The sequence below is a fragment of the Collinsella aerofaciens genome (genome assembly GCF_039752985.1).
Classification (GTDB): Bacteria; Actinomycetota; Coriobacteriia; order Coriobacteriales; family Coriobacteriaceae; genus Collinsella; species Collinsella aerofaciens_BT.
Window position 1 is genome coordinate 9,507 of the sequence record NZ_JBDMHA010000021.1, and the last position, 22,529, is coordinate 32,035.

The 22,529-nt window shown below is 62.1% G+C and carries 20 protein-coding genes; 4 read left to right on the top strand and 16 right to left on the bottom strand.

The genetic code is table 11. From position 1 onward, the window contains the following. Positions 1–231: 231 nt before the first annotated feature. The 5 genes from ABHR76_RS04190 to tmk all read right to left on the bottom strand — a co-directional run bounded on the left by ABHR76_RS04190 (position 232) and on the right by tmk (position 5,765). Positions 232–1,254: a hypothetical protein gene (locus ABHR76_RS04190; protein ID WP_346976881.1), complete on the bottom strand. Its 1,023-nt coding sequence runs from the start codon at positions 1,252–1,254 to the stop codon at positions 232–234. Between the two features lie 98 nt (positions 1,255–1,352). After that, positions 1,353–2,159 (bottom strand): ComF family protein, encoded by an 807-nt coding sequence (locus ABHR76_RS04195; RefSeq protein ID WP_346976882.1) that lies wholly within the window; start codon positions 2,157–2,159, stop codon positions 1,353–1,355. Positions 2,160–2,261: 102 nt separating this feature from the next. Beyond that, entirely contained in the window at positions 2,262–3,962 is a 1,701-nt protein-coding gene (locus tag ABHR76_RS04200; RefSeq protein WP_346976883.1) for a PSP1 domain-containing protein, read from the bottom strand. Next, positions 3,953–5,080 carry a DNA polymerase III subunit gene (locus tag ABHR76_RS04205; RefSeq protein ID WP_117769914.1) on the bottom strand — a complete coding sequence of 376 codons (1,128 nt, stop codon included), beginning with the start codon at positions 5,078–5,080 and terminating at the stop codon, positions 3,953–3,955. The genes ABHR76_RS04200 and ABHR76_RS04205 overlap by 10 nt, the downstream gene beginning before the upstream one ends. Position 5,081: 1 nt before the next feature. Next, the gene (gene tmk / locus ABHR76_RS04210) at positions 5,082–5,765 is read right to left on the bottom strand and encodes a dTMP kinase (protein ID WP_346976884.1); all 684 of its coding nucleotides are present in this window, start codon (positions 5,763–5,765) and stop codon (positions 5,082–5,084) included. A gap of 240 nt (positions 5,766–6,005) precedes the next feature. On the opposite strand from tmk, the gene ABHR76_RS04215 reads away from it, so the two are divergent. Then, positions 6,006–6,989 (top strand): zinc-ribbon domain-containing protein, encoded by a 984-nt coding sequence (locus ABHR76_RS04215; protein ID WP_346976885.1) that lies wholly within the window; start codon positions 6,006–6,008, stop codon positions 6,987–6,989. Positions 6,990–7,111: 122 nt separating this feature from the next. On the opposite strand, the gene ABHR76_RS04220 is transcribed toward ABHR76_RS04215, so the two are convergent. The 7 genes from ABHR76_RS04220 to ABHR76_RS04250 form a co-directional block, all read right to left on the bottom strand. Further along, positions 7,112–9,703: a DNA topoisomerase I gene (locus ABHR76_RS04220; protein WP_346976886.1), complete on the bottom strand. Its 2,592-nt coding sequence runs from the start codon at positions 9,701–9,703 to the stop codon at positions 7,112–7,114. A 54-nt stretch (positions 9,704–9,757) separates the two neighbouring features. Then, complete coding sequence (gene hypB / locus ABHR76_RS04225; RefSeq protein ID WP_138374518.1) at positions 9,758–10,441, bottom strand: hydrogenase nickel incorporation protein HypB; 684 nt, start codon at positions 10,439–10,441, stop codon at positions 9,758–9,760. A 55-nt stretch (positions 10,442–10,496) separates the two neighbouring features. Beyond that, positions 10,497–10,853 carry a hydrogenase maturation nickel metallochaperone HypA/HybF gene (locus ABHR76_RS04230; RefSeq protein WP_346976887.1) on the bottom strand — a complete coding sequence of 119 codons (357 nt, stop codon included), beginning with the start codon at positions 10,851–10,853 and terminating at the stop codon, positions 10,497–10,499. A 6-nt stretch (positions 10,854–10,859) separates the two neighbouring features. Continuing rightward, positions 10,860–11,651, bottom strand: a complete 792-nt coding sequence (tatC, locus tag ABHR76_RS04235; protein ID WP_022093860.1) for a twin-arginine translocase subunit TatC — start codon at positions 11,649–11,651, stop codon at positions 10,860–10,862. Continuing rightward, the gene (locus ABHR76_RS04240) at positions 11,651–12,244 is read right to left on the bottom strand and encodes a twin-arginine translocase TatA/TatE family subunit (RefSeq protein ID WP_346976888.1); all 594 of its coding nucleotides are present in this window, start codon (positions 12,242–12,244) and stop codon (positions 11,651–11,653) included. Before ABHR76_RS04240 ends, tatC begins: the two co-directional genes overlap by 1 nt. A gap of 153 nt (positions 12,245–12,397) precedes the next feature. After that, entirely contained in the window at positions 12,398–12,712 is a 315-nt protein-coding gene (locus tag ABHR76_RS04245; RefSeq protein ID WP_035137695.1) for an STAS domain-containing protein, read from the bottom strand. 66 nt (positions 12,713–12,778) lie between these two features. Further along, positions 12,779–14,083 carry an aspartate aminotransferase type Ic gene (locus tag ABHR76_RS04250; RefSeq protein ID WP_346976889.1) on the bottom strand — a complete coding sequence of 435 codons (1,305 nt, stop codon included), beginning with the start codon at positions 14,081–14,083 and terminating at the stop codon, positions 12,779–12,781. A gap of 150 nt (positions 14,084–14,233) precedes the next feature. Here ABHR76_RS04250 and ABHR76_RS04255 point away from each other — a divergent pair, with 150 nt between their 5' ends. Continuing rightward, a complete protein-coding gene (locus ABHR76_RS04255; RefSeq protein WP_055285533.1) occupies positions 14,234–14,488 on the top strand; it encodes a hypothetical protein in 255 nt (84 codons plus the stop codon). Positions 14,489–14,573: 85 nt separating this feature from the next. On the opposite strand, the gene nhaA is transcribed toward ABHR76_RS04255, so the two are convergent. The 3 genes from nhaA to ABHR76_RS04270 form a co-directional block, all read right to left on the bottom strand. Next, on the bottom strand, positions 14,574–15,932 hold the full coding sequence (gene nhaA, locus ABHR76_RS04260; protein ID WP_346976890.1) for a Na+/H+ antiporter NhaA: 1,359 nt from the start codon (positions 15,930–15,932) through the stop codon (positions 14,574–14,576). Positions 15,933–16,200: 268 nt separating this feature from the next. Continuing rightward, a complete protein-coding gene (locus tag ABHR76_RS04265; protein ID WP_118226883.1) occupies positions 16,201–17,124 on the bottom strand; it encodes a manganese-dependent inorganic pyrophosphatase in 924 nt (307 codons plus the stop codon). 168 nt (positions 17,125–17,292) lie between these two features. After that, positions 17,293–18,246 carry an ROK family protein gene (locus tag ABHR76_RS04270; RefSeq protein WP_346976891.1) on the bottom strand — a complete coding sequence of 318 codons (954 nt, stop codon included), beginning with the start codon at positions 18,244–18,246 and terminating at the stop codon, positions 17,293–17,295. A gap of 336 nt (positions 18,247–18,582) precedes the next feature. On the opposite strand from ABHR76_RS04270, the gene ABHR76_RS04275 reads away from it, so the two are divergent. Then, positions 18,583–19,302, top strand: coding sequence for a GntR family transcriptional regulator (locus ABHR76_RS04275; RefSeq protein ID WP_346976892.1), 720 nt, complete (start codon positions 18,583–18,585; stop codon positions 19,300–19,302). A 68-nt stretch (positions 19,303–19,370) separates the two neighbouring features. Then, positions 19,371–20,309, top strand: a complete 939-nt coding sequence (gene manA, locus ABHR76_RS04280; RefSeq protein WP_346976893.1) for a mannose-6-phosphate isomerase, class I — start codon at positions 19,371–19,373, stop codon at positions 20,307–20,309. A 287-nt stretch (positions 20,310–20,596) separates the two neighbouring features. Here manA and ABHR76_RS04285 read toward each other — a convergent pair. Next, on the bottom strand, positions 20,597–22,529 hold a 1,933-nt coding region (locus ABHR76_RS04285; protein ID WP_346976894.1), incomplete at its 5' end, for an ATP-dependent helicase.

Consider the following 22,529-nt stretch of genomic DNA (forward strand, 5'->3'; position numbering starts at 1 on the left):
TGAGTACTGTTACCAATTTAGTAGCAGGAGTTTTTGGCTCTGCAAGCTGTTTTCACGCTCTATAACGTCAGATTGATGCCAGGATATTCCACATTTGTTTAATAACTTTCTAATTTACCCCATCTTCCAGTCCCAAAATCCCTGATTTTACTGTTACTGAATTTGTAGCAGTACTCATATTTGCTATATTTTGGCCAGAGCATATATCCAACTCCCTGTTTCAGAGCATTGTTAGGCGGGTTTAAGCCCAAAACACGCCCGCAGCGTGTTAAGCAGCGCCTCTTGCTTTTTCCTGCGGGCATCGACACGATTCCGGTACCGCTTTCGCATACGCTGGTGCATGCGCCATGCGAGTGCTTCCATCGCTTCCATGTCACAGAGCATTTCGTTGTTGACCGTCGCGACCTCGATTCCCATAGTAATCAAGCCCGTGTTGCGCTTTTCATCATGGATACGTCCCCTCCGAGAAGAATGGCCCAGCTCACCGTTGTATTCCAAGTCAAACCGGGCTGCTTCCTGAAAGGCATCGCAAACCACATGCGGCATCCCCGAGATCGCCTGTGCACGGTCGTTGAACTCGATCTTGTAGTCGGTCTTAAAGGGACCACAGGCAAATCCGCCATAGGAAAACGGAAGCGAAAACATGGCAAGCATGATGCACTCCATGGGTGAACGCAGGTTTTCCGACAGATAGGGACACAGCCGCCGCAGCTGCTTGGCCGCGCTCCCCTTGCATGCCGCGAGGTAATCTACCAGGCAATCGGGTGTCAGCACGGACTCGATCTCAAAGTAACCGACATCTGGCGGCTGGTCTTTGTCCTTTGCCAATTTGTTCACGACAGGCGAGGTGTAGGGAGGCAGATACTTCCCGCGGTCACTCAGTGAAATCTTAGAGCACAGCTCCTGGGCCAGGGCAAATGCCTGGATGCAGCCGACCTCGCGCACGACGGCTACGCAAAGGGCCTCGGGAGATAGACTGTACACCCCCGGTTCCACCTCTAGAATCGAGCCGGCGGGCAACTCGGAGCATACGGACCAGCTCACGCCAAGAATACGGCGGCGCTGCGCTGCAGACCCTACCAGCAAGCACAAATCCTCTTGCGCCTCGCCGCTTGCGGCCCCAATCCGCACCAAATCGGGAAGATAGATGTCCTCGGTCGAGGGCGACGATGTGCGCAGCACACGGCGCTCTTCATCGGGATTAAGGTCCTTCCAGCTTATGTAGCCCATCTGCCGGCGCTCGGCGCGCATCATGCGTAGCGCCGAGGCGCCAGTTAGGATTACGGAAGCCGCTAGCTGCTCTTTTGTCGGTTTGTTGCACCACCTGATTGTTACCGCCACATGAATCACCCCTACCAAACACGTGCGATAGCAAGGCCATCGACTGCCGCAGCGCCGGCGCGCTTGAGTTCCGCCGAAGCCGCGGCCATCGTCGCGCCCGTGGTGATAACGTCATCGATAAGCAGCAGGTGGCGGCCGTGCACGTCCTCAACCGTCTCATACATGCCTTGGGCACGCTCGCGGCGCTCCTCACGACCGAGTTCGCGCTGGTCGCCATGGCCGTACTTGACCAGGGCGTCCAGCAACGGCACGCCCGACAGCTCGCAAAATGGGCGCGCAATGGCCTCCATATGATCAAAACCACGCCGCCGAAACGCTACCGCCGTCGCAGGCACAAACACCACCGCATCCGCACCGGACAGCACACCTCCATAGCGATCGGGCGCTACGACCTGGGCATGCAGGGCGGTGTCGTAGAGCAGCTCCGCCAGATACGGAGCCAGACGTCGCTCGCCCGCATCCTTGTACGCTTTAATGATGCGCGGCAGCGGATGCGCATAGACGGCGCACGCCAGGCAGCGGTCGAGCGCCTCCGCCATTGCCGAGGACGTGCCCTCGACCGAACACTCAGTGCACAGCAAATCCCCAAACGGGGCGCCGCATCGGGTGCAGCTATGACGTGGGTCGATGAGCGTGAGCGCGGTCAGGCAGTCTTGGCAAATAAGCGCACCGGCGCGCTCGCAGCCGGCACATCGTGTTGGCGACAATGCCTCGAGCGCCTCGCGTGCCACCCACTCGGCAAACGGTAGCAATTCGTCCGCAAACGGTAGGGCGCCGGCGCCCTGCAGACGGCTCAATATGTTCAGATGGCTCTTCAAGACACAACCCTCCCTACGTTCGGTCGCAGGGAGGGTTGTTGATTCGGCGCTATGATACCCCGATGCGCTCGGGGCAAGGCGGGCTAAATCCGCTCGCGGGCGTTATTCGCCGGCGGGCGGTTGTGGTGCGGACGAAGACGGGGTCGAGCCCTCGCCACCATCCTGGCGCGGCTTGCGGGAACGGCGACGGCGACGGCGCTTTTGACCCTGGTCGGCCGAGCCCTCGCCACCGCGATCCTCGCGCGGCTCGCGCTCGTCGCGAGCGGCGCCACGCGAAGCCTTGGCAGCCGCTCCCCCGCCATCTCCGGGACGACGGCGCGTGACCTTGACCTCGCCATCCGAGACCTGATCGGCCACGGAGGGCACTGAGGGCTTCTGCTGCGCGCCCGAGGAATGGCGACGGCGCGGACGCGGCGCGCGCTCCTCCTCGCCACGTGACTTGCCGCCCTTGTCGACAGGCGCATCGGAGGCCGAGGCGCCCTTGGAAGCGGCACCGGCCTCGCGAGCAGCTGCGGCGCGAAAGGCGTCCTCGCGCTCCTCGCTCGACAGATGACGACGGCGGCGACGTGTGGGGTTCATGCCACCGCCGCGATTCTGCTGCTGGGGCTGCTGAACCTCGCGCTCGCGAGAAGCGTTCTTGCCCGCGGGAGCGGCCTCGCCGGCATCGCCCGAACCCGCGCGCTTGCGGCGGCGACGTCCACCGGCAGCCTCCTCAGCCTCGGGTGCCTCGGCCTTGCCGCGACCCTTACCGCGGCCGCGACCCTCGCCCTGACCCTGACCGGCGCGAGCATCGGATTCGGCATCGCGACGACGGCGCTTGGGCATCGACGTGCCGGCAAGACGGTCGGCACTCGACAGGCCATCGCCCACGTCGACGCCGTTCTCGCGATCGAGCTCCATGAGCGCCAGGCGCATCTCGGGCGACTCGATGCGCTCGAGCACGTCGCGCGTCACGCAGTCGGGGCGGCAGTTGCAGCCCTGCTCGGCGGCCTTCTTTTTGCAGCCCTCCGAGCACGTCATATCGGCCAGGTTGACCTTAAAGACCTTGCCGTTCTCCAGGCGCAGCACCAGCTGCTCACGCGGCGTGTCATATTCCTGAATACGCGCCTTGCCAAGCGGCGTATCGATGAGCGTCTTCTTTTTGGGCGCACGGCTCTTAAAGTCCTTGTACGCCTCGAACTCATAACGCAGACAGCACATCAGGCGGCCGCAAACGCCGCTGATCTTGGACGAGTTGAGCGGCAGGTCCTGCTCTTTTGCCATGCGAATCGAGACGGGCTCAAACTGTCCGCCAAAGCGCGTGCAACAGAGCTCCTGGCCGCACTGGGCATAGCCGCCCACCAGGCGGGTCTCGTCGCGCACGCCGATCTGGCGCATGTCGACGCGAATATGCAGCGTCGAGGACAGATCCTTGACGAGCTGGCGAAAATCGACGCGCTCCTCGGCCGCAAAGTAGAACACGGCCTTCTCGCCGCCAAACAGGTACTCGACGCCGACCGGCTTCATCTCGAGGTCGAGCTCCTTGACCAGGCGGCGGAAGTCGACCATGGCCTCGTCGCCCTGGATGGCCAGGTCGTCGGCAAGCTGCAGGTCGATGTCGCTCGCCACACGCAGCACGGGCTTGAGCGGCTGACCGATCTCATCTTGCGGCACCTCAAAGGGATCGGCAGTGACCAGGCCGATCTCGGTTCCGCGCTCGGTGGAGCAAATGGCATAATCGGCCTCGAGGATATCCAGATCCTGCGGATCGAACCACAGGTCGCGCGAGGCGTAGGTAAACTTAACGGGTACGACTAACGGCATTTCAGTGCCTTCCTGATATCGAACAGCATGACCTCGATGGCCAGCTGGGGAGTAACGTTTCTGGCGATGTTGCGCTCGGCGGTCGCGACTGCCTCGAGCGCCCGGGTGGCACCCGCAACATTGGTCGCGGCGGCAAGCCGACCGATCGTGTCGCGCACGTCTTCGTTCACCACGTCGGCCGCCTCGTCCTGAAGCGTCAGCAGCACGTCGCGCATGAGCGTCCGCGCGCTCGCCAGCGCTTCCATGATACCCGAACGCTCGCGCGCGTTGAGTTCGCGCTTGTTGCGGTCCTCAAGCTGCTTCAATGCTCCACGCGACAGGTAGTCGGCGTTTTGCTCGAGCACCTTTTCCTGCGTGGACTTGACCTCGGCGAGCGGCGCCTTAACGGCGACGATGAGCGACTTGGCGCGGCTGAGCACGTCGGCCTCGTCGGCGGCGATAAGCGAATCGATGGCGCGAACCATCTGACGGCGGGCGTCCTGGCGCTCAGCGCTCTTGAGGAACTCGATGCCACGCGTGGGACTCCCCGCCACGGCGACCGCCATGCGGCAACGCGCAGGGTCCTGACCGGTGGCGCGGCTCACGGCCTGCGCGGCGACGGCGGGCGATACCAGCCGAAACGGCACGCACTGGCAGCGGCTCACGATAGTGGGCAACATCACGTCTGCCGAGGTGCCCAGCAAGATAAACATAACGCCCTCGGGCGGCTCCTCGAGCGTTTTGAGCAGTGCGTTGGCGGTGTTGGCGCGCAGCTGCTCGGCACGGTCGATGATGTAGACCTTGGCCTTGGCACGGATGGGCGCCAGCGGCACGTCGTCGAGCAGCTCGCGGGTCTGGGCGATGAGGTAGCCCGTGGCGCTCTCGGGCGTGTAATAGTGCACATCGGGGTGCGTATGGCGGGCGACGCGCACGCAGCCATCGCATGAGCCGCAGCCGTCCTGCTCGCACAGGAAGGCTTGGGCGAGCGCCCACGCGGCGTCGAGCTTGCCCGCGCCGAGCGCGCCCAAGAACAGGTAGGCGTGCGATGCGCGGCCGCTTGCGATGGCGTTGGTCAAAAAGTCGCGCACGCGCTGTTGGGTGTCGAGCTTGGCCAGCAGGCTTGCCTGAGCGGGGGCCATATTACTCGGCCTCCTGGGCTAGCGCGGCAGCGACGGCATCCTGGGAAATGTGGAGGCCGTAGGCGCAAACCTGCTCAACCGTCTGCGCGAAGACGTCCTCGATGGACGCGGTCGCGTCGATGAGCTTTACGCGGTTTGGTTCCTCAGCGGCAATGGCGCAAAATCCCTGGTAAACACGCTCTTGGAAGGCCATACCCTTGGCCTCCATGCGGTCTGCCGCACCACGGGCGGCCATGCGCAGCGCCGCCTGCTCGGGCGTGATGTGATAGACGAGCGTGAGCGCCGGGTGCGTTCCCGCGACGGCCAGGTTGTTGGCATCGCGCACCATCTGGCGATCGAGGCCGTCGGCAAACGCCTGGTAGCAGGTCGTGGAATCGTAGAAGCGATCGCACAGGACCACCTTGCCGGCTGCGAGCGCGGGGGCGATGACCTCGTGCACCAGCTGGGCACGCGCAGCCTCGTAGAGCAGCAGCTCGCAGGTGTCGCCCATCGCCGTATTGGCGGGGTCGAGCAGCAAGGCGCGGATCTTTTCGCTGATGGCGGTACCGCCCGGCTCGCGCAGGCTCACAACCTGGTAGCCAGCGAGTTCAAGAGCGCGGACAAGCAGGCGCGCCTGCGTGGACTTGCCGGCGCCATCGACGCCCTCGAGCGTGATAAAGCTATGTTGAGCGGGCTCAAAAGCCATGGGCGCAGCCCCTTCCTACAAGGCGCGTAAATGCGAATTATAGCAACCAAGCCATCATACCCCAGTGCTCGGTGCGTCCCCAATGGCTAAAGGTGCCTTTCCAAAGTTGCGGTGAAATAGGGACTGATTGAAGCTCCGAGACCGCCAAACAGTCCCTATTTCACCGCAACTTATGATGGGGAATTTTGGACGCTGGGTATAATCGTCGTATTGCATTGAAATGTGGCGAAAGGAGTGGCAATGTCTCGGTATTGCGCCTCGTGCGGCAAGCTTCTTGCAGATGATGCCAAGTTCTGCACCTCGTGCGGTGCACCCGTTGAGCAAACAACCGCGAGCGATAGCCAGCCCGCTTTTGAGCAGACCGGTTCCCTCGATACGCCGCAAGCCAAGGCGGACGACCCCCTCGCCCATCGCCCCGACCCCGCCGCAGGCCCCGCGGCCGTCGAGACCACGCAGCGCATACCCGTCGCGAGCGGCTCGCCCCAACAGCAGCCGGCTCCCGCATACGCGCCCGCTTCGCCACAGACCCCCGCTCCCAAGAAGAGCGGCACCGGGCCGCTTATCGCCGTTATCGTTGTGCTGGTGGCGATCATCATCGCCCTGGTCGTTTTCTTTGTGATCAAGCCTTTCGACAACGCCGCCACGCAGACGACTGCCGAGGTAGCTAAGCTGCACCATGACGTCGACGACGATGACCTAAGGCCTCTCGGCGACCCCAACAGCCTGTACGACGATGATGACGATGACGACGAGGATGGCGGCGAAGCAACGCTCTCCGAGCAGAACCTCTACCGCCGACTGAGCGAATACTACGACTTGCTCGAAGACCTCGACAACTACGTCCGTGGCTGCGCACAGAACTTCAACGGCAGCTATCTGGAAGAGGATCGAACCACCCGTCAAAATCTCGCCGACGTCGCCGAGCGCACGGAGGACACCATCGAGCAGTATTACGACATCGTCGAGGACCTAGACGTCCCGACGAGCTCCAAGAACTACAGCTCCTGGAAAGACATCGTTGCCCTGTACGACGACCTGGATCACCGCATTGACGCAATCTGTGATGCCTGGGAGATCAGCCTGAAATACGCCAAGCCTGCGGACCACAAGAATGAGATCGTGGCGCCGCTGTCGCGCGACAACGTGGCGGGCACCAATGACAATAAGTACCGCCTAGACTTTGAGGAGCGCTATCCCGGCGCCAAACCCGTCGAAGTGAACTAGTCGCATGCGACGGTCTTAAACGACTAGTCATTCAAGAACGTCCCCAATGACTACGCAAAAAACGAGCGAGGATCATGGGACCCTCGCTCGTTTTTGTTTTGGGCTATGTTTCGGCTGCGCCGCTACTTGTCGGCGGCCGCCTTCTTGGTGGTCGTCTTTTTCGCGGCAGTCTTCTTGGCGGTCGTCTTCTTGGCAGCAGTCTTCTTTGCCGCCGTCGTCTTCTTCGCCGTGCTCGCCTTGGTCGTAGTCTTGCGGCCGCGGGCGGGCTTCTTCTCCTTGGTCGGGCAGTCCATGTTCACGCAGATGCGCCACGGGCCGCGCGCCGTGTTGACCACCACGATGGGGGCACCGCACTCGGGGCAGGTCTCACCCGTCGCCTCGAGCTTACCGCGCGCCGGCAGAGGATAGCTCACGCCGCAGTCATCGTAGTTGGTGCAGCGGATAAAGCGCTTGCCGCTCTTCTCGCTCTTGTGCGCGATCAGGTCGCCATGGCGTCCGGCCTCGGCGCACACCTTGCACTCGCCCACCTTAAGGTCAGGCTCGTAGTTGGTGGGGCACGTGGGGTTCACGCAAATCTCGAAGGCCTTCTGGCGGAACGGCTGGCACTTAATGCGCGGCGCGCCGCACTCGGGGCACACGGCCGCCTCGCCCTCGAGCGGGCTCACCTTGACGCCGCTCGGCACCGGATAGGTCACGTCGCAGTCGGGCCATCCCATGCAGCCGATAAAGCTGCCGCGGGTCTTGGCGCTCGTCTTCATAACCAGGTCCTTGCCGCACTTGGGGCAAGCGCCCACGCGCGCATCGGCCGTGACGGCGTCGCTGATGGCGTCGCCCAACTCCTGCGTGTGCTTGAGCAGCTCGTCGAGCACGCCAGCCAGCAGCGCGCGCGAGTGCGTCACGACATGCTCTTCGGTATCCTCGCCGCGCTCCACGCGAGTCATGTCGCCGTCGAGCTCGCTGGTCATATCGGGGCTCGTGATGCGCGGGGCAAACTGCGACAGCGCGTCGATGATGGCGATGCCTAGCTGGCTCGGCTCAACGGGATCGTTTTTGAGATAGCGCACGGCATACAGGCGCTCGATGATGCTCGCGCGCGTGGACTTGGTACCCAGGCCGCGCTTTTCCATCTCCTGCACAAGCTTGCCCTGGCTGTAGCGCGCGGGCGGCTCGGTCTGCTTGGCCTCGAGCTTAATGTCGAACACGTCGACCGTGTCGCCCTGCTCCAGCGGCGGCATCTGCTCATCGCGCTTAAGGCCGTACGGATAGGCCTCGCGGAAGCCAGGGGTCACGAGCACGTCGCCCGAGGCCACGAACGGCTCGCCGTTGACGTCGAGCTCGAGCTTGGTGTTCTCGATGGTCGCGGGACCCATGAGCGTCGCCAGGAAGCGGCGGGCGATGAGGTCGTAGAGCTTGCGCTGACCGCCGTCGAGTGTGGACGGATCGCCCTCGCCCGTGGGGTAGATAGGCGGGTGGTCGGTGGTCTCGACTTTACCGCGCGTGGGCTTCATGGGGCCAGCGAGTACCTTTTTGCACACGGGCGCCAGCGCCGGGTTGATCTTTGCCAGGTCGCTCACTACGGCGCCCAGATCGAGCGTCGCGGGATACACGGTGTTGTCGACACGCGGGTAGCTGATAAGGCCCGCCATGTAGAGGGACTCGGCGATGCGCATGGTACGCGCAGGTGAGATGCCCTCGGCTGCGGCGGCAGCCTGCAGCGAGGTAGTCGCAAACGGCGTGGGCGGCTGCTGCTTGCGCGAGCGCTTGGTCACCGCGGCGACGGTTGCCGTCGCGACGCCGTCAACATGGTTGTATGCCGTCTCAGCAGCATCCTTGTCGGTAAAGCGTGCCGTCTTGTGCGCGATCTTAAAGCGGTCGTCCTCGGCAGCACCCTGCGCGGCGCCCATGCCGCGGATCTGCCAATAGTCCTCGGGCACAAACGCCATACGCTCGCGCTCGCGCTCGACCACCAGGGCAAGCGTCGGCGTCTGCACGCGGCCGGCGGAACGCACGTTGCCAAAGCCGCCAAACTTGGCGAGCGTCAGGTAGCGCGTGAGCACCGCACCCCAAATGAGGTCGATGTGCTGACGGCTCTCGCCGGCGTCGGCCAGGTTCTGGTCGAGCGAGACGAGGTTATCGAAGGCCTGCGTGATCTCGGCCTTGGTAAACGAAGAATACTGGGCGCGGGCGACCGGCAAGTCGGGCGCCACCTCGCGCACCTTGTTGAGGGCGTCCGAACCGATCAGCTCGCCCTCGCGATCGAAGTCCGTGGCGATGATGACGCTGTCGGACTTTTTGGCGAGGTTCTTAAGCGAGCGGATGAGTTCCTTCTCGGCCGGCAGCTTAATGACGGGTGCCCAGGTGAGATACGGCAGACTCTCGAGCTTCCAGCCCTTGATGGAGATGCCGTCGGCAAGAAACGGCTTGCGCTTGGTGTCGTAGGGCGGGCGTGCCAGGCCATCGGGCATGTCGGCCGGTAGCATCTCGCCGTCCTCGGTAACCGAATACCAGCCCAGCTTTTTATCGAACAGCACGCTGTCGCAAAAATCGGGCGCAAGGATGTGACCGGCCAGGCCGATGGTCACGCACTCCTCGCCCTTCCACTCAAAACGGTAGATGGCGGTGTTGTACACCTTGTCCTTTTTAGGCTTACCCGTGGACAGACGCTCGGCGATCTGACGCGCGGCGTCATTTTTCTCGGCGATGATGAGCTTCAAAAGAGGCTCCTATCTCGTATCTCTGCGGCTACGCCCGCCCGTATGGCGGCCGACTTACGCCCTTGCTTGCTCAATCTGCCCGATGAGCCAATCGCACCAGGCATCCATGCCCTCGCCCTTGCGCGCGCTCACGGCAAACCGCGGCGCCTGCGGATTGAGGTCATCGAGTGTCTTAGTATACCTATCCATGTCAAAATCGAAAGCCGGGGCCACGTCGACCTTATTGAGCAGCTGCGCGCCGGCGTGCTGGAAGATGCCCGGGTACTTGATGGGCTTGTCGTCGCCCTCGGGCACCGAGAGAATCATGATGGACAGGTTCTCACCCAGGTCAAAGTCGACCGGGCAGACCAAGTTGCCCACGTTTTCGATAAAGATGACGTCGATGTTCTCCAGACCGACGGCCTGGTCGAACGCGTCAACCGCCTCCATGATCATGTTGCCCTCGAGGTGGCACAGGCCGCCCGTGTTGATCTGGATGGCGGGCATGCCGGCTTCCTTCATGGTGATGGCGTCGACATCCGAGGCAATATCGCCCTCGATGACGGCACAGCGCAGGCCAGCCTTGTCGCGCAGGCGCTCGTTGGTGCCCAGGATCGTGGTGGTCTTGCCCGAACCGGGGCTCGACAGCACATTGATCACATAGGTGTTTGTCTCTTTAAATCGCTGTCGCAGCTGATCTGCCAGGCGCTCATTGCGCGACAGAATCGGCGACGCGATATCAATCGTTTTCTCAGCCATACTCGGCACTCCTTACTTTGGCCCCTTTATACCCCATCACCAGATGGCTAGCGGGCTAATCGTCGGGGGTTTCGATTTCGATACTTGCGATGTCGAGCTCGCGGCCGTGCAGCAGACGCACGTTGGCGCCGCCACATTGGGGACAGCGGCAATGGAAGCGATCGTGCTCAAAGACCTCCCCGCAGTCCAGACACTCGCTTTGTGGATGGACTTCCTCCACGGCAAGCTCGCAACCTCGCGTGAGCGGGTCCTCATCGCGAAATGTCTTCCACGCAAAGTCGAGCGCCTCGCGCACAACTTCGGTCATATCCCCGATACGCAGCGTTACCAAAACGGCGCGCGAGGCCCCCGCCCCACGCGCCGCGCGAATCACTGTATCGAGTATGCCGTTGACAATGCCAACCTCGTGCATACCGATTTACTCCTCGTCGTCCTCATCGTCCGAGAACAGGTCCAGACGGCTCACAAACAAGCCCTCCTTGCCCTCGCGCGCGGTAATGACCACGCGGGCAATGGCGAGCGAAATCTCGTAGAGCGAGAGCAGGGCACCATACATGAGGCCCAGCGTAACGGGCGAGCCGTCGGGCGTAATCACAGCCGAGCCCACAAGCAGGCCCACGTACACGTAGCGCCAGGCGCCGCGGAAGGCCGCGTAGGACACGATGTGGAAGACGGACAGGTAGAAGATGATGAGCGGCAGCTCAAACGCCACACCAAAGCCGATCATAAAGAGCAGCTCCATGTTGACGTAGTTCTCCAGGTCGGGCAGCGCGGTTGCGACGGCAGAGGTCTCGCCGATGAGCCACTCAAAGCCTGCCGGGATAATGATGAAGTAGCAAAAGATTGCGCCCAGGAAGAACAGCACCGTCGAGGCGAGCACCGTAGGCACAACCCACTTGCGCTCGTTGGGACGCAGTGCCGGCAGGAAAAATGCCAGAATCTGCCAGATGATCATGGGCGTGCACATGACCACGGCCATCTTGATGGCCAGCGAGAAGCGCAGGCCAAAGCCGCCGAGCGTGGTGGTGATGTAGAACTTACCGTCCGGCACAAAGGAGCGGATGGGGTCTTCCAGGATGTCGAGCACCACGGGCGTGGCGAAATACAGCACGATGGCGGCGGCAAACACCGACACGACCACGATAGTCAGGCGGCGACGGAGCTCTCCCAGGTGATCGAAGAGCGGCATGCGCGCAGGTCCGATAGGCATTACTCATCGCCTCCCTTCGAGGCGTCGGCGGTGGCAGCCTCGTCCTCGGCCTCGAGCTCGCGAGCGAGCTGGTCGACGACGGCCTTGCGCTTGCGGGGACGACGGGCGTAGAGGTCAGCCGTCGTGGGCTCTGCCGGCTCGGGCTCGGGCTCGGCGGCAGGAGCGGGCTCGACAGCGGCTGCAGCCTCGGACCCGGCAGCGGCGGGTTCGGGACCCTCGGCTTCAGCCTCCTCGGCAGCACCTTCTCCCTCAGCGGCACTCTCGCTTGCGGCCTTCTCGGCAGCAAGACGGGCGCGACGCTCGGCAAAGGTCTCCTTCTTGGCGGGCGCTGCCGTCTCGGCGGCATCCTCGTCCGCATCGGAATCGTCGTCGGTCGCAGCAGCCTTCTTGGGCTTGACCGGGGCCGACGCGGCCTCGCTCACCGGATCGATAATCTCGGACTGAACAACGGCCGTCATCTTTTCCTGCGTCTCGCGGAACTGACGGATGGCACGGCCGATCGTGCGGCCCATCTGCGGGAGCTTATCCGGGCCAAACAGCAAAAAGCCGAAGACCACGATGATCGCGAGCTCACCCTCTCCAATACCAAACACACATACCTCCAAGGCTCGATGTGAGTCGAGCCCGCACCGCGCCATTCGGCCGGAACTCGTCTATTCATTCGGTCAAGTATAGCGCCCGGACGCCAAAACGTCCGAGCGCATCACAAACATATGCCAAACGGCACGCCCTTTTGGGGGCAAAGATTATGCAGCGGTGATCGAAATCTCCTGGTCGACACCCAACAGCTGAACCACGCGCATCACCGGGGGCTGCACATTGGTGCAGCTAAAGCGCTTGCCGTGGTCGACCGCGTGGTGTGCGGCGCCCACGAGCACGCCAATGCCCGTCGAATCGATGTAGCTCACCTGGGCAAAATCGAGCTCAACGGCCTCAGTGGGCTGCTCGAGCGCCAGGTCGATGGCATTGCGCAGGCTATCGGCGTTAGAGATATCGATCTCGCCGGTTACCTTAATGGTGTAGAGCTCCGGCGTGGGGTTGGTGGAAATACCCAAATCCATGTATACGCTCCTTTGCGAATCGAGAGTGCTGATAGTACTGGGCGCGAACTTGCGGGGCCCTAGGCGTTAGGCGCGCTCGGCACGCGCAAGCTCGGCAGCGACAAGCTTAACGGCCAGCACCAGCACATCGAGCGCGGCCTCCAGGTCCTCGACCGTGGGATAGCTCGGCGCGATGCGGATGTTAGTGTCGCGCGGGTCCTTGCCATAGGGCCAGGTAGCACCGGCCGGCGTGAGCTTGACGCCCAGGTCGGCGCAAAGCGCGGCGACCTTCTGGGCCGAGCCCTCGGGGCCATCGAAGCTTACAAAGTAGCCGCCGCGGGGGTGCGTCCAAGTGGCGCAGCCCGTGTCGCCCAAGCCCTCGGTGAGCTTGCGCTCGACGGCCTCAAAGCGCGGACGCAGGAACTCGGCATGCTTTTTCATGTGCTCCTTGACCGCCTCGATGGTAGGAAGGAAGCGCACGTGACGCAGCTGGTTGAGCTTGTCGGCGCTGATGAGGCCGGCCTTCAGGCGCTTGGAGAACTCGGCGATGACCGCGGGGCTCGCACCGATAAAGCCGATGCCGGCGCCCGGGAAGGTGATCTTGGACGTCGAGGCAAAGGCCACCACGCGGTCCTCGGTGCCCGCCGCGCGAGCGAGGTCAAAGATGTTTGCGAGCTCGTCGGTCTCGTCGTACAGGTCGTGCACGCAGTAGGCGTTGTCCCAGAAGATACGGAAATCGGGCGCGGCTGTGGGCATCTCGACCAGGCGGCGCACGGTATCCTCGCTAAAGGTGATGCCCGTGGGGTTGGAATACTTGGGCACGCACCAGATACCCTTGATGGAATCGTCGGCGGCAACGAGGCGCTCGATCTCGTCCATGTCGGGGCCGTTGTCAGTCATCGCGACGGGGACGTTCTCGATGCCCAAGTCGGCGGTGATACCAAAGTGGCGATCGTAGCCGGGAACGGGGCACAGGAACTTGACCTTCTTGCCGTCGTGCGCGGCCTCGTAGGCGTCCCAGGGCTCGCTGCCGCACGAGCCGCAACGCCAGAACATGCCGGCGATGTCATGCTCGATCAGCAGGCTCGACGAACCCAGCACGAGCGTCTGCTCGGCGGGGCAGCCCAGAAACTCCCCTGCCAGCTTGCGTGCCGAAGGAATACCCTCGAAGCAGCCGTAGTTGGAACAATCGACGTTGCCATCGTGCAGATCGGCGTCGGCGTTGAGGATATCGAGCATGGGGCGCGAGATGTCCACCTGGGCGGGCGACGGCTTGCCGCGGGCCATATCGAGCGCCAGGCCCTTGGCCTTGACCTCGGCGACCTCGGCTTTGAGTGCCTCGATGGCGGCATCGAGTTCGGTGGTTTCCATCTTCTGGTAGATCGTCTGCATGGGGTGCGACCTTTCGCGAAGCGGTACGTTGCAGTTCGTCTAAGTATAGACCGCCACCGCCACAACGTTATGAAGCCGTGATAGATTAAGTCCATCGCAATAAATTACGAATCGCCGCGCATGCCGGCGTGGGGCGCCCAAGGAGGCACTATGGAGTACGGATCGTTCCAGGCCGAGGAATTCGGCGACCTGCAGCGCCTGGTCGACGGACTGTTTTACGACCGCCACGCCATCGACCGCCTGGATCTGATCGTACAGGCCGAAATCTTGGACCTGGCGCCCGATCTCATGGAAATCGTCAACCTGCTACCGCCCGGCTATTACGACCGCCAGTCACTTTGCGACCAGCTCAACTCCGCCTTGGCCGCCCACGGCTGGGGCGCCATCTACGGCACCGTGGAATAACCTAGTCATTTAAGAACGTCCCGAATGACTAAAACGCCGCCTGTGATGGTGTTCACAGGCGGCGTTTTCAAACTTGTATGTGCTCTTACTCGTCCTTGGGCGCGGGGTGCTTGCAGATCACACTCATGTAGATCATGCCAAGTACGGCCGCGGTGACAGAGCCGGCGAGAATAGCGGCCTTGGCGGCCAGAACCTCAAACTCAGCCGTCGGGAAGGCAAGGCCGCTGATGAGAATCGACATGGTAAAGCCGATGCCGCCCAGAATGCCCACGCCGGCAATCATGTGCCAGTTGACATTGTGCGGCAGCTCGCAGGCCTTGAGCTTGACCAAGGCGAACGTCATGCCAAAGATACCGATCGGCTTACCCAGCAGCATGCCAAAGTACACGCCGAGCGTCACCGGGTCGGTGAGCAGCGTGCTCATGTCCACGCCCACTAGGCGAACCTGTGCGTTGACGAACGCAAAGATCGGCAGAATCACAAAGTTGACCGGCGTGGAGATCAGACGCTCCATGCGGATGAGCGGCGGGGTCACGCGGTGCATGACGCGCTCGACCTTGGTGGTCGAGACGGTAAAGTCATGCTGGCCCAGGATGTGTGCCTCGTCGTCGTAGCGGTCATCGAGCAGCGGCAGGCACTCGCCCAGCCAATCGGTGAGGCTGTCGAGCTTGACGCCGCACTTGGCCGGAATGGTAAAGGCCAAGATGACGCCAGCAAGCGTGGCATGTACGCCGCTCTTGAACATGCAGAACCACAACAGCAGACCCAGTACCGAATACGGGGCAAGGCGGTAATGCTGCGTCTTGTTGAGCCACACGAGCGCGCAGGTCACAAGCGCGGCGGCGCCCAACCAAAACGGATTGGGGCTCTGACCGTAGAAAATGGCGATGGCGGCGATGGAGATGAGGTCGTCGGCGATGGCGAGCGTCGAGAAGAACACGCGCACGCCGTTGGGCACGCGATTGCCCAAAAGCGACAGCACGCCCAGCGCAAAGGCAATATCGGTTGCCATGGGGATGGCCCAACCGTTGCGGGCGCCGGCATGGTTAAAGATCAGGTAGATGCAGGCGGGAACGACGACGCCGCCCACGGCCGCCAGCATGGGAAGCATGGCCTGACGCGGGTTTTTGAGCTCGCCGACTGTCATCTCGTACTTAAGCTCGATGCCCACCAGCAAAAAGAAAATCGCCATGAGGAAGTCGTTGACGAAAAGCTCAACGGTGAGACCGGCCGTCAGGTTACCCAGACCCACATACAGCGGGGTCTCCAAAAAGTGATGGATAGCCTCGTAGGCATCGGTGTTGGCGCAAATGACGGCGGCGATGGCGGCGAAGACCATGACGGCGGCGGAAATCGTGCCGTTCTCGGCGATGCGCTCCCAGATGTCGTGACGTTCAAAGCGCTTGCGCTCACGAACGTTGAATAGCTGCTCAGTTGCTGCCATGGGCGGCTCCTTTCACGGGATGGCTCCCGTCTTAAAAAAGCACGGCCCGCCCAAGTGGCGGCGCCGCGCTCTAACGTATTACGCTTGCATCTAGCCTACCCTGCACGACAAGAACGCAGGCGTGGCCGAAAAGCGGAACCACAGGTTGAACATTATTTGCTCAACGGCACGGGCACGCCTGTCCAAGAGACGACGCGGCGCCGTACACAAAAAAACGACCGGAGCGCGGGGCGTCCGCGATCCGGTCGTGGCGTTTGGTCAACTAAACCTAGCAGGCGGCCATGATGGGGGCAGCGACCTGCTTCTTACGGGAGAGGACGCCCGGCATCCAGACGCCGTCGTGCTCGTCGGCAATGCCCAGGCCCTTCTGAGCAGCCTCGGTCTCGCCCTCGAGCAGGACCTGCGAGCCCTCCTCCATGATGTCAGTGATGCACAGGACGATGCCGTCGGCACCCTTCTCGGCGGCGTAGGCGCGCATGGCCTCGCGAATCTCGTCGATCATGCCGAGTGCGCGAGTCTTGTCGACAGTCTCGTACTGGCCGATGAGCAGCTTCTTGCCGGCAGGCTCGAACATCTTGATGTCATTGCCGACCATCTCGGCAGCGGTGAAGGAGCCGGACGGACGGGTGAGGAAGACCTCCATGCCAAACTTGACCGGGTCGACGCCCACCTGCTCGCCAAGCTTGGCGGCGACGGCGCGGTCGACATCGGTGGTGGTGGGGCTCTTGAGCATGAGCGTGTCGGTCATCATGGCCGAGAGCAGCAGCTTGGCCTGGACGTCGGAAAGCTCAACGCCGAGCACGCCGGCAAGCTTGGTGACGATGGTGCAGCTGGAGCCCCAGGGCAGGCAGATGTAGTGCAGCGGACCGGCGGTCTCGAAGTCGCCGATGCGGTGATGGTCGACGACGCCAAAGACCGTGGCGTCCTTAAGGCCGGCGACGGACTGGGCAGACTCGTTGTGGTCGGTGAGGACGACGAGCTGACCAGCCTCGACGGACTCGATCACGCGGGGCTCGGCGATGCCGGCGTCGGCGAGCAGCTTGGCGGACTCGGCCGGAAGCTGACCAAGGGCGCAGGCCTCGTAGGTGTTGCCGGCATACTCAACCTGGTTGAGCAGCTGGGACAGGACGACGGCGCTCATGATGGCGTCGTTATCGGGGTTCTGGTGACCAAAGACAAGAACGTTTGCCATGGATATCCTCCACTTGATATGTGTACTTGGACGTAGCTATGGTAGCACGCCGATGCCGAGCCTTCGCAGACGGAAGGGCCACGGCATATTTTGGGGCGCAGGCACGGGGGCCAAGGCTGTCCCTTTTGCACCATGTTGGTGCAATGTAACCTGTCCCCCTTGCACCAGCTATTTACCGGCAGCGCGCAGGGCTACGTAGGCGGCACCGATGATGCCGGCGTCGTTTCCGAGCGAAGCGACCTTAATGGGCGTCTCGCGCGAGGCGGAAAGCGCGTACTGCTTAAAGTGCTCGCGAACCTTGTCGAGGTAGACATCGGCCGAGGCGGAGGCGCCGCCGCCGATGAGGAACATCTCGGGATCAACCACGTTGGCAATAAGCGCCAGTGCGCGACCGAGATAGTCGGCCATGGTATCGGCCGCGGCCAGCGCGAGCTTGTCGCCCTCGCGACAAGCCTGGAACACGTCCTTGGAATCGGAAGGGCCGGTCAGCTCGATGGGCTCGACGCCCGCCTTCTTGCACTCGGCAAGGTAGTTGCTCACCACGCCGGTGGCGCTGGAATACTGCTCCAGGTGGCCATGGCCGCCGCAACCGCAGGTGCGCTCCTCGGCTGGGTTCAGGCACATGTGGCCAATCTCGCCGCCAGCACCCACAATGCCCGATACCACGTCGCCGTTAACGATAACGCCGCCGCCCACGCCGGTACCAATGGTGACCATCACCACGTTCTGTACGCCCTTGGCAGAGCCGAGCCAGGCCTCGCCCATAGCAGCAGCGTTGGCGTCGTTCTCGTACTTAACGACCGCGTCGGGGCAGTGCTCCTGAATGGCGATCTTGAGCTCGGGCAGGTTAATGGCAATGTTGGCCTTGACCTTGGCATCGCCCGATGCCGGGATGGGGCACGGAACGGCCAGGCCAATACCCGCCACAAAGGCGCGCGGAATCTGGGCCTTGGCGACCACCTGGTCGATAGCCTCGGTCACCGCGGCAAAGCCCGCAGCGTCAACGATGGGAGGCGTGGGCACGCTGGCCTTGGCAAGCAGGTTTCCGTCCTCATCGAACAGACCCTCCTTGACCGAGGTGCCGCCGACGTCGATGCCGATGTAATACTGCTTAGGTTCCATGGGAGCCCGCCTTTCTCGTTTAAACATTGCCTGTATGGTACCGCTCCCAAGGCAAAAACCTACCAAAAAGGACAGGTTTGTTTTGGCAGGTTTTATCTGGGGAAGCGCAGAGTACGAGATTCGGTTCGCTGGGTGTTATATCGGTTCGGCCCCGTCCTCGGACCGATCATTTCTCAACACGACACTACTCAGATGTTTATCATTTAAAACGCTCTAATTTTACAAGCGGGGCGACTTTTAATTTTATCTTTCTCGAACTTTTCAATAACTCAATAGAGATACTTAGGTGTTGACTATACTTTCTTTTATTCTCAATCAAGTTGGAAAGGAGGTTCCTTGATTCCCAAATACGAGGCGATAGCTGCAGATATCCGTCGAAGCATCGAGGACGGCGCCCTTAAGCCGGGCGATAAGTTGCCCACCGTCGTTGAGTTCTGTGAGCTCTATAGCGTTTCCAAAATCACCGTCAAACGAGCGATTGAGCAGATCACCGAGGAAGGCCTTATTACCAGCCGGCGCGGATCGGGCACCTACGTCAAGGACACGGCGGGGCTTCCCGGCCAGGTGTTTTTTCAAGGCAAAAACGACCGTGCCCAAGGCTTTTCGTACGAGCACCGCGGGGAGAAGGTGACCTCGGTGGTCTACGATTTCTCGATCGTTAATCCACCAGCGGACATCGCAGCCCAGCTGGGAATTGCAGAGGATGACTTTGCCTATCACGTCGTGCGCGTGCGTCAGGCCGATGAGAAGCCCATCGTTATCGAGTACACCTACATGCCCCTCGAGCTGATTCCAGGCCTTAAAAAGAAGGACCTGTACGGATCGGTCTACCACTTCATCCGCGAGCAATGTGGGCTGAAGATTTCGAGCTTCCACCGTACCATTCGCGCCGTGGCAGCAACCGAAGAAGAAGCCGAGCGTCTGGACACCAAACTTGGCTCTCCCCTGCTCGAGCTCACCCAGATTGGCTTTTTGGACAGCGGCGCCGCCTTTGAGTATTCGATCTCGCGCAACGTTGGCGACCGCTTTGAACTGCACAACGTAACGTTGGCATAGGTTTTTATAGTCACGCGGGCGCTCGTTTTGAGCTGTTTTGTGCAACGCCCGCGCAACATAATGGGGGTATGAATATGTCCGATTTGATTAAACTGACGCCGATCTTCCACGAGAAGATCTGGGGTGGCCGCCACCTCGAAACCGTATTTGGTTACGACATTCCCGAAGGTCCCATCGGTGAGTGCTGGGCCATCTCGGCCCATCCCAACGGTGACTGCCAGATTGCGGAGGGCCCGTATGCAGGCCACACGCTTTCATGGCTGTGGGCCGAGCACCGCGAGCTCTTTGGCAATTGCGAGAGCAAGGAGTTCCCGCTGCTCATTAAGATTCTGGATGCCAAGGACGACCTTTCAATCCAGATTCATCCCAATGACGAGTACGCCGCCAAGCACGAGAACGGCAGCCTGGGCAAAACCGAGTGCTGGTATGTGCTGGACTGCGAACCCGGTGCCACGATCATTATCGGCCAGCGCGCGCACGACCGCGCCGAGGCTGCACAGATGATCGAGGAGGGCCGTTGGGACGAGATGCTCAACGTGCTGCCGATTCACAAGGGAGACTTTTTCCAGATCGACTCCGGCACCGTTCACGCCATCAAGACCGGCACGCTCATTTTGGAGACGCAGCAGTCGAGCGACGTGACATATCGCCTGTACGACTACGACCGCCCCGGCACCGACGGCAAACTGCGTCCACTGCACATTGAGCAGAGCCTCGACTGCATCGACTTTGATGCTCAGGCTCCGACCGACGGCACCGTGACCGCGCCCGAGGTCGACGGCGTGACCGAGCTCGAGTCCAACCCCTGCTACACCGTCGATCGCGTGCGTGTCGACGGCAGCAAGACTCTCGACCAGCGCTGGCCCTTCATGTGCCTGTCGGTCATCGACGGCGAAGGCACCATCTGCGGCGACCCCGTCCGCAAGGGAAGCCACCTGCTGGCCCCCAGCACCGTCAGCTCCATCGACCTCGAAGGCAAGATGGAACTGATCATCAGCCACCTCTAGGTCACAACAACAACCAAAACGAAACAAGGGGCTCCCCCGTTCATCAACGGAGGAGCCCCTACTCGTATCTACATTTCAGCCCACCCGGTTCTCCAAATCAAAAAGCGGACGAGCAGAGCAACGTTCGCAAGCTGCAGGCCAAAACGCCACAAGGAAGAGGGCGCGCCGGGGGCTTTGGTCGATCGCGAGTTCCGCACGAGCCGGAGAGCACTTAATGTGCTCTCCGTGCGAGCAGGACTGCCCGAGCAGGCGACCAAAGCCCCCGGCGCGCCCGGTCAACCTCGCAGCTAGGCATTCAGCTTGACAATTGGAGCAAAGCCCTTCATAAGCTTTTTGGTCTGGCCGGTCTTTTCGAATTGAACCTCGATCATGTCTCCGACGACCGAGATCACGGTACCCGTGCCAAAGGTCTTGTGGCTCACGGTATCGCCTGCGGCAAAGTCCTGCGACGCGCTAGCGCGATCGACCTTGCGCTCCACTGTCGGCGACACCTTAGATGACGGCTTTTTGGCTCGCGGCGCACCCGAACCAAAGGTCGAGGCAACACGGCCGGCGTCGGGCGAGACCCCACGATGGCGCTCGGTCCCGTAGCTGCTGCCGCCAAAGAAATCGTCAAAACTCGATCCACCGCGCGAACCGGAACCGCCGGTCGAGCGCGTATGCGAACCAAACACCTTGCCGCCGTACATATCCGAGCCCATGCCCGAGCCAAAGGTGCCGTGACGGTCGCCGCGTTTCTCCCAGCCCGTGCCCTCAAAACCGGCAGAACCGATGCCGCTAAACTCGATATCCTCAAACGGAATCTCGTTGAGGAAGCGCGAGCGCGGGTTGGCAGAGGTCGAGCCGTAGGTGCGACGCGTGGCCGCATAGATCAAGAACAGGCGCTTACGGGCGCGCGTGATGGCGACGTAGGCCAGGCGACGCTCCTCCTCGAGCTTGCCCGGGTCATCGCCGCCGCCAAAGTCGTGCACGTGCGGGAAGATACCCTCCTCCATGCCGGCCACGAACACCGCCGGGAACTCCAGGCCCTTGGCGGAGTGGATGGTCATCATGGTGATGGCATGCGTCTCGCCGGCCAGGGAATCCAAGTCGGAGCGCAAGGCCAGCCACTCCATGAGCGCCGGCAGCGCCTTACAGGTGAGCGGACCGTAGGTGCGCTCGATCTCGTCGGCATGCACGGCACCCGCCGGCAACTCTGTTGGCACGGCATACGCGTTGCCCGCGATGGCGGCGGCCAGGGCATCCTGCGGAGACAGCGCCGGAGCGGCCAAGCTATCGAGCGGATTGGAGCCCGCGGCGTCACGCGCACCAACGAGCGCCTCAAACGAGGATACCGGGGCAGACGGCCCCGGTTCGGGCGCAGGCGCGCTCACCACGACGGGCTCGGGCTCGGCGCTGACAGGCACATCGGCAACACCGGCAGCGCGCAGCTCTTCCAAGCTCTCGAGCGTACCTTCGATATCCTCATGCGTCTCCTCAAATTCGGCAGCGACACCCAGGAATTCCTGGATGTTCTCGGCGCGGCTCTCGGACTCCATGGTGCCCTCGGCGCGGAAAGCCTGCAGCAGGCCCGTCTTATCGACGATCATCTCGACAACGTCCTTGAGCTCGCCGTCCATGCGGCGACCCTCGCGCACCAGCGACACAAAGCTCGACAGGCCATTGCGCACCTTGGCGCTAAACATGCCGGTTTCGGCGCACGCGATCTCGCAAGCCTGGAAGAACGAGCAACGGTTGTCGCGCGCCAGCTGCTCAATCTTTTGGATCGAGGTGGAGCCGATGCCGCGGCGCGGCGTGTTGATGACGCGCTTGACGCTCATCTCGTCTGCCGGGTTCACGATCATCTTGAGGTAGGCCATGACGTCGCGGATCTCGGCACGATCGAAGAATCGCGTGCCGCCCACAATCTTGTAGGGCACGCCTGCGCGCAGGAACATATCTTCGAGGATACGCGACTGGGCGTTGGTGCGGTAGAACACAGCAATATCGTCGTAGCTCGTGCCCTTGGAGTGCAGCTTTTCGATCTCGCCGGCAATCCAGCGGCCCTCGTCGCGCTCATCGCTTGCCTGGAAGGCCTGGATCTTCTCGCCGTCGCCCTCGGCCGTAAACAGGCGCTTCTCCTTGCGCTGCGAGTTGTGACGCACCACGGCGTTGGCGGCGCTCAGGATATGACCCGTGGAGCGGTAGTTCTGCTCTAGCTTGACGGTCTTGCAGTTTTTA

What these genes read in the sequence shown, in the direction of transcription:
- ABHR76_RS04190 (WP_346976881.1), bottom strand. Translation starts at nt 1,254, where the DNA reads ATGATGCGCGCCGAGCGCCGGCAGATGGGCTACATAAGCTGGAAGGAC.
- ABHR76_RS04200 (WP_346976883.1), bottom strand. Translation starts at nt 3,962, where the DNA reads ATGCCGTTAGTCGTACCCGTTAAGTTTACCTACGCCTCGCGCGACCTG.
- ABHR76_RS04205 (WP_117769914.1), bottom strand. Translation starts at nt 5,080, where the DNA reads ATGGCCCCCGCTCAGGCAAGCCTGCTGGCCAAGCTCGACACCCAACAG.
- tmk (WP_346976884.1), bottom strand. Translation starts at nt 5,765, where the DNA reads ATGGCTTTTGAGCCCGCTCAACATAGCTTTATCACGCTCGAGGGCGTC.
- ABHR76_RS04215 (WP_346976885.1), top strand. Translation starts at nt 6,006, where the DNA reads ATGTCTCGGTATTGCGCCTCGTGCGGCAAGCTTCTTGCAGATGATGCC.
- hypB (WP_138374518.1), bottom strand. Translation starts at nt 10,441, where the DNA reads ATGGCTGAGAAAACGATTGATATCGCGTCGCCGATTCTGTCGCGCAAT.
- ABHR76_RS04230 (WP_346976887.1), bottom strand. Translation starts at nt 10,853, where the DNA reads ATGCACGAGGTTGGCATTGTCAACGGCATACTCGATACAGTGATTCGC.
- tatC (WP_022093860.1), bottom strand. Translation starts at nt 11,651, where the DNA reads ATGCCTATCGGACCTGCGCGCATGCCGCTCTTCGATCACCTGGGAGAG.
- ABHR76_RS04245 (WP_035137695.1), bottom strand. Translation starts at nt 12,712, where the DNA reads ATGGATTTGGGTATTTCCACCAACCCCACGCCGGAGCTCTACACCATT.
- ABHR76_RS04250 (WP_346976889.1), bottom strand. Translation starts at nt 14,083, where the DNA reads ATGCAGACGATCTACCAGAAGATGGAAACCACCGAACTCGATGCCGCC.
- ABHR76_RS04255 (WP_055285533.1), top strand. Translation starts at nt 14,234, where the DNA reads ATGGAGTACGGATCGTTCCAGGCCGAGGAATTCGGCGACCTGCAGCGC.
- nhaA (WP_346976890.1), bottom strand. Translation starts at nt 15,932, where the DNA reads ATGGCAGCAACTGAGCAGCTATTCAACGTTCGTGAGCGCAAGCGCTTT.
- ABHR76_RS04265 (WP_118226883.1), bottom strand. Translation starts at nt 17,124, where the DNA reads ATGGCAAACGTTCTTGTCTTTGGTCACCAGAACCCCGATAACGACGCC.
- ABHR76_RS04270 (WP_346976891.1), bottom strand. Translation starts at nt 18,246, where the DNA reads ATGGAACCTAAGCAGTATTACATCGGCATCGACGTCGGCGGCACCTCG.
- manA (WP_346976893.1), top strand. Translation starts at nt 19,371, where the DNA reads ATGAATATGTCCGATTTGATTAAACTGACGCCGATCTTCCACGAGAAG.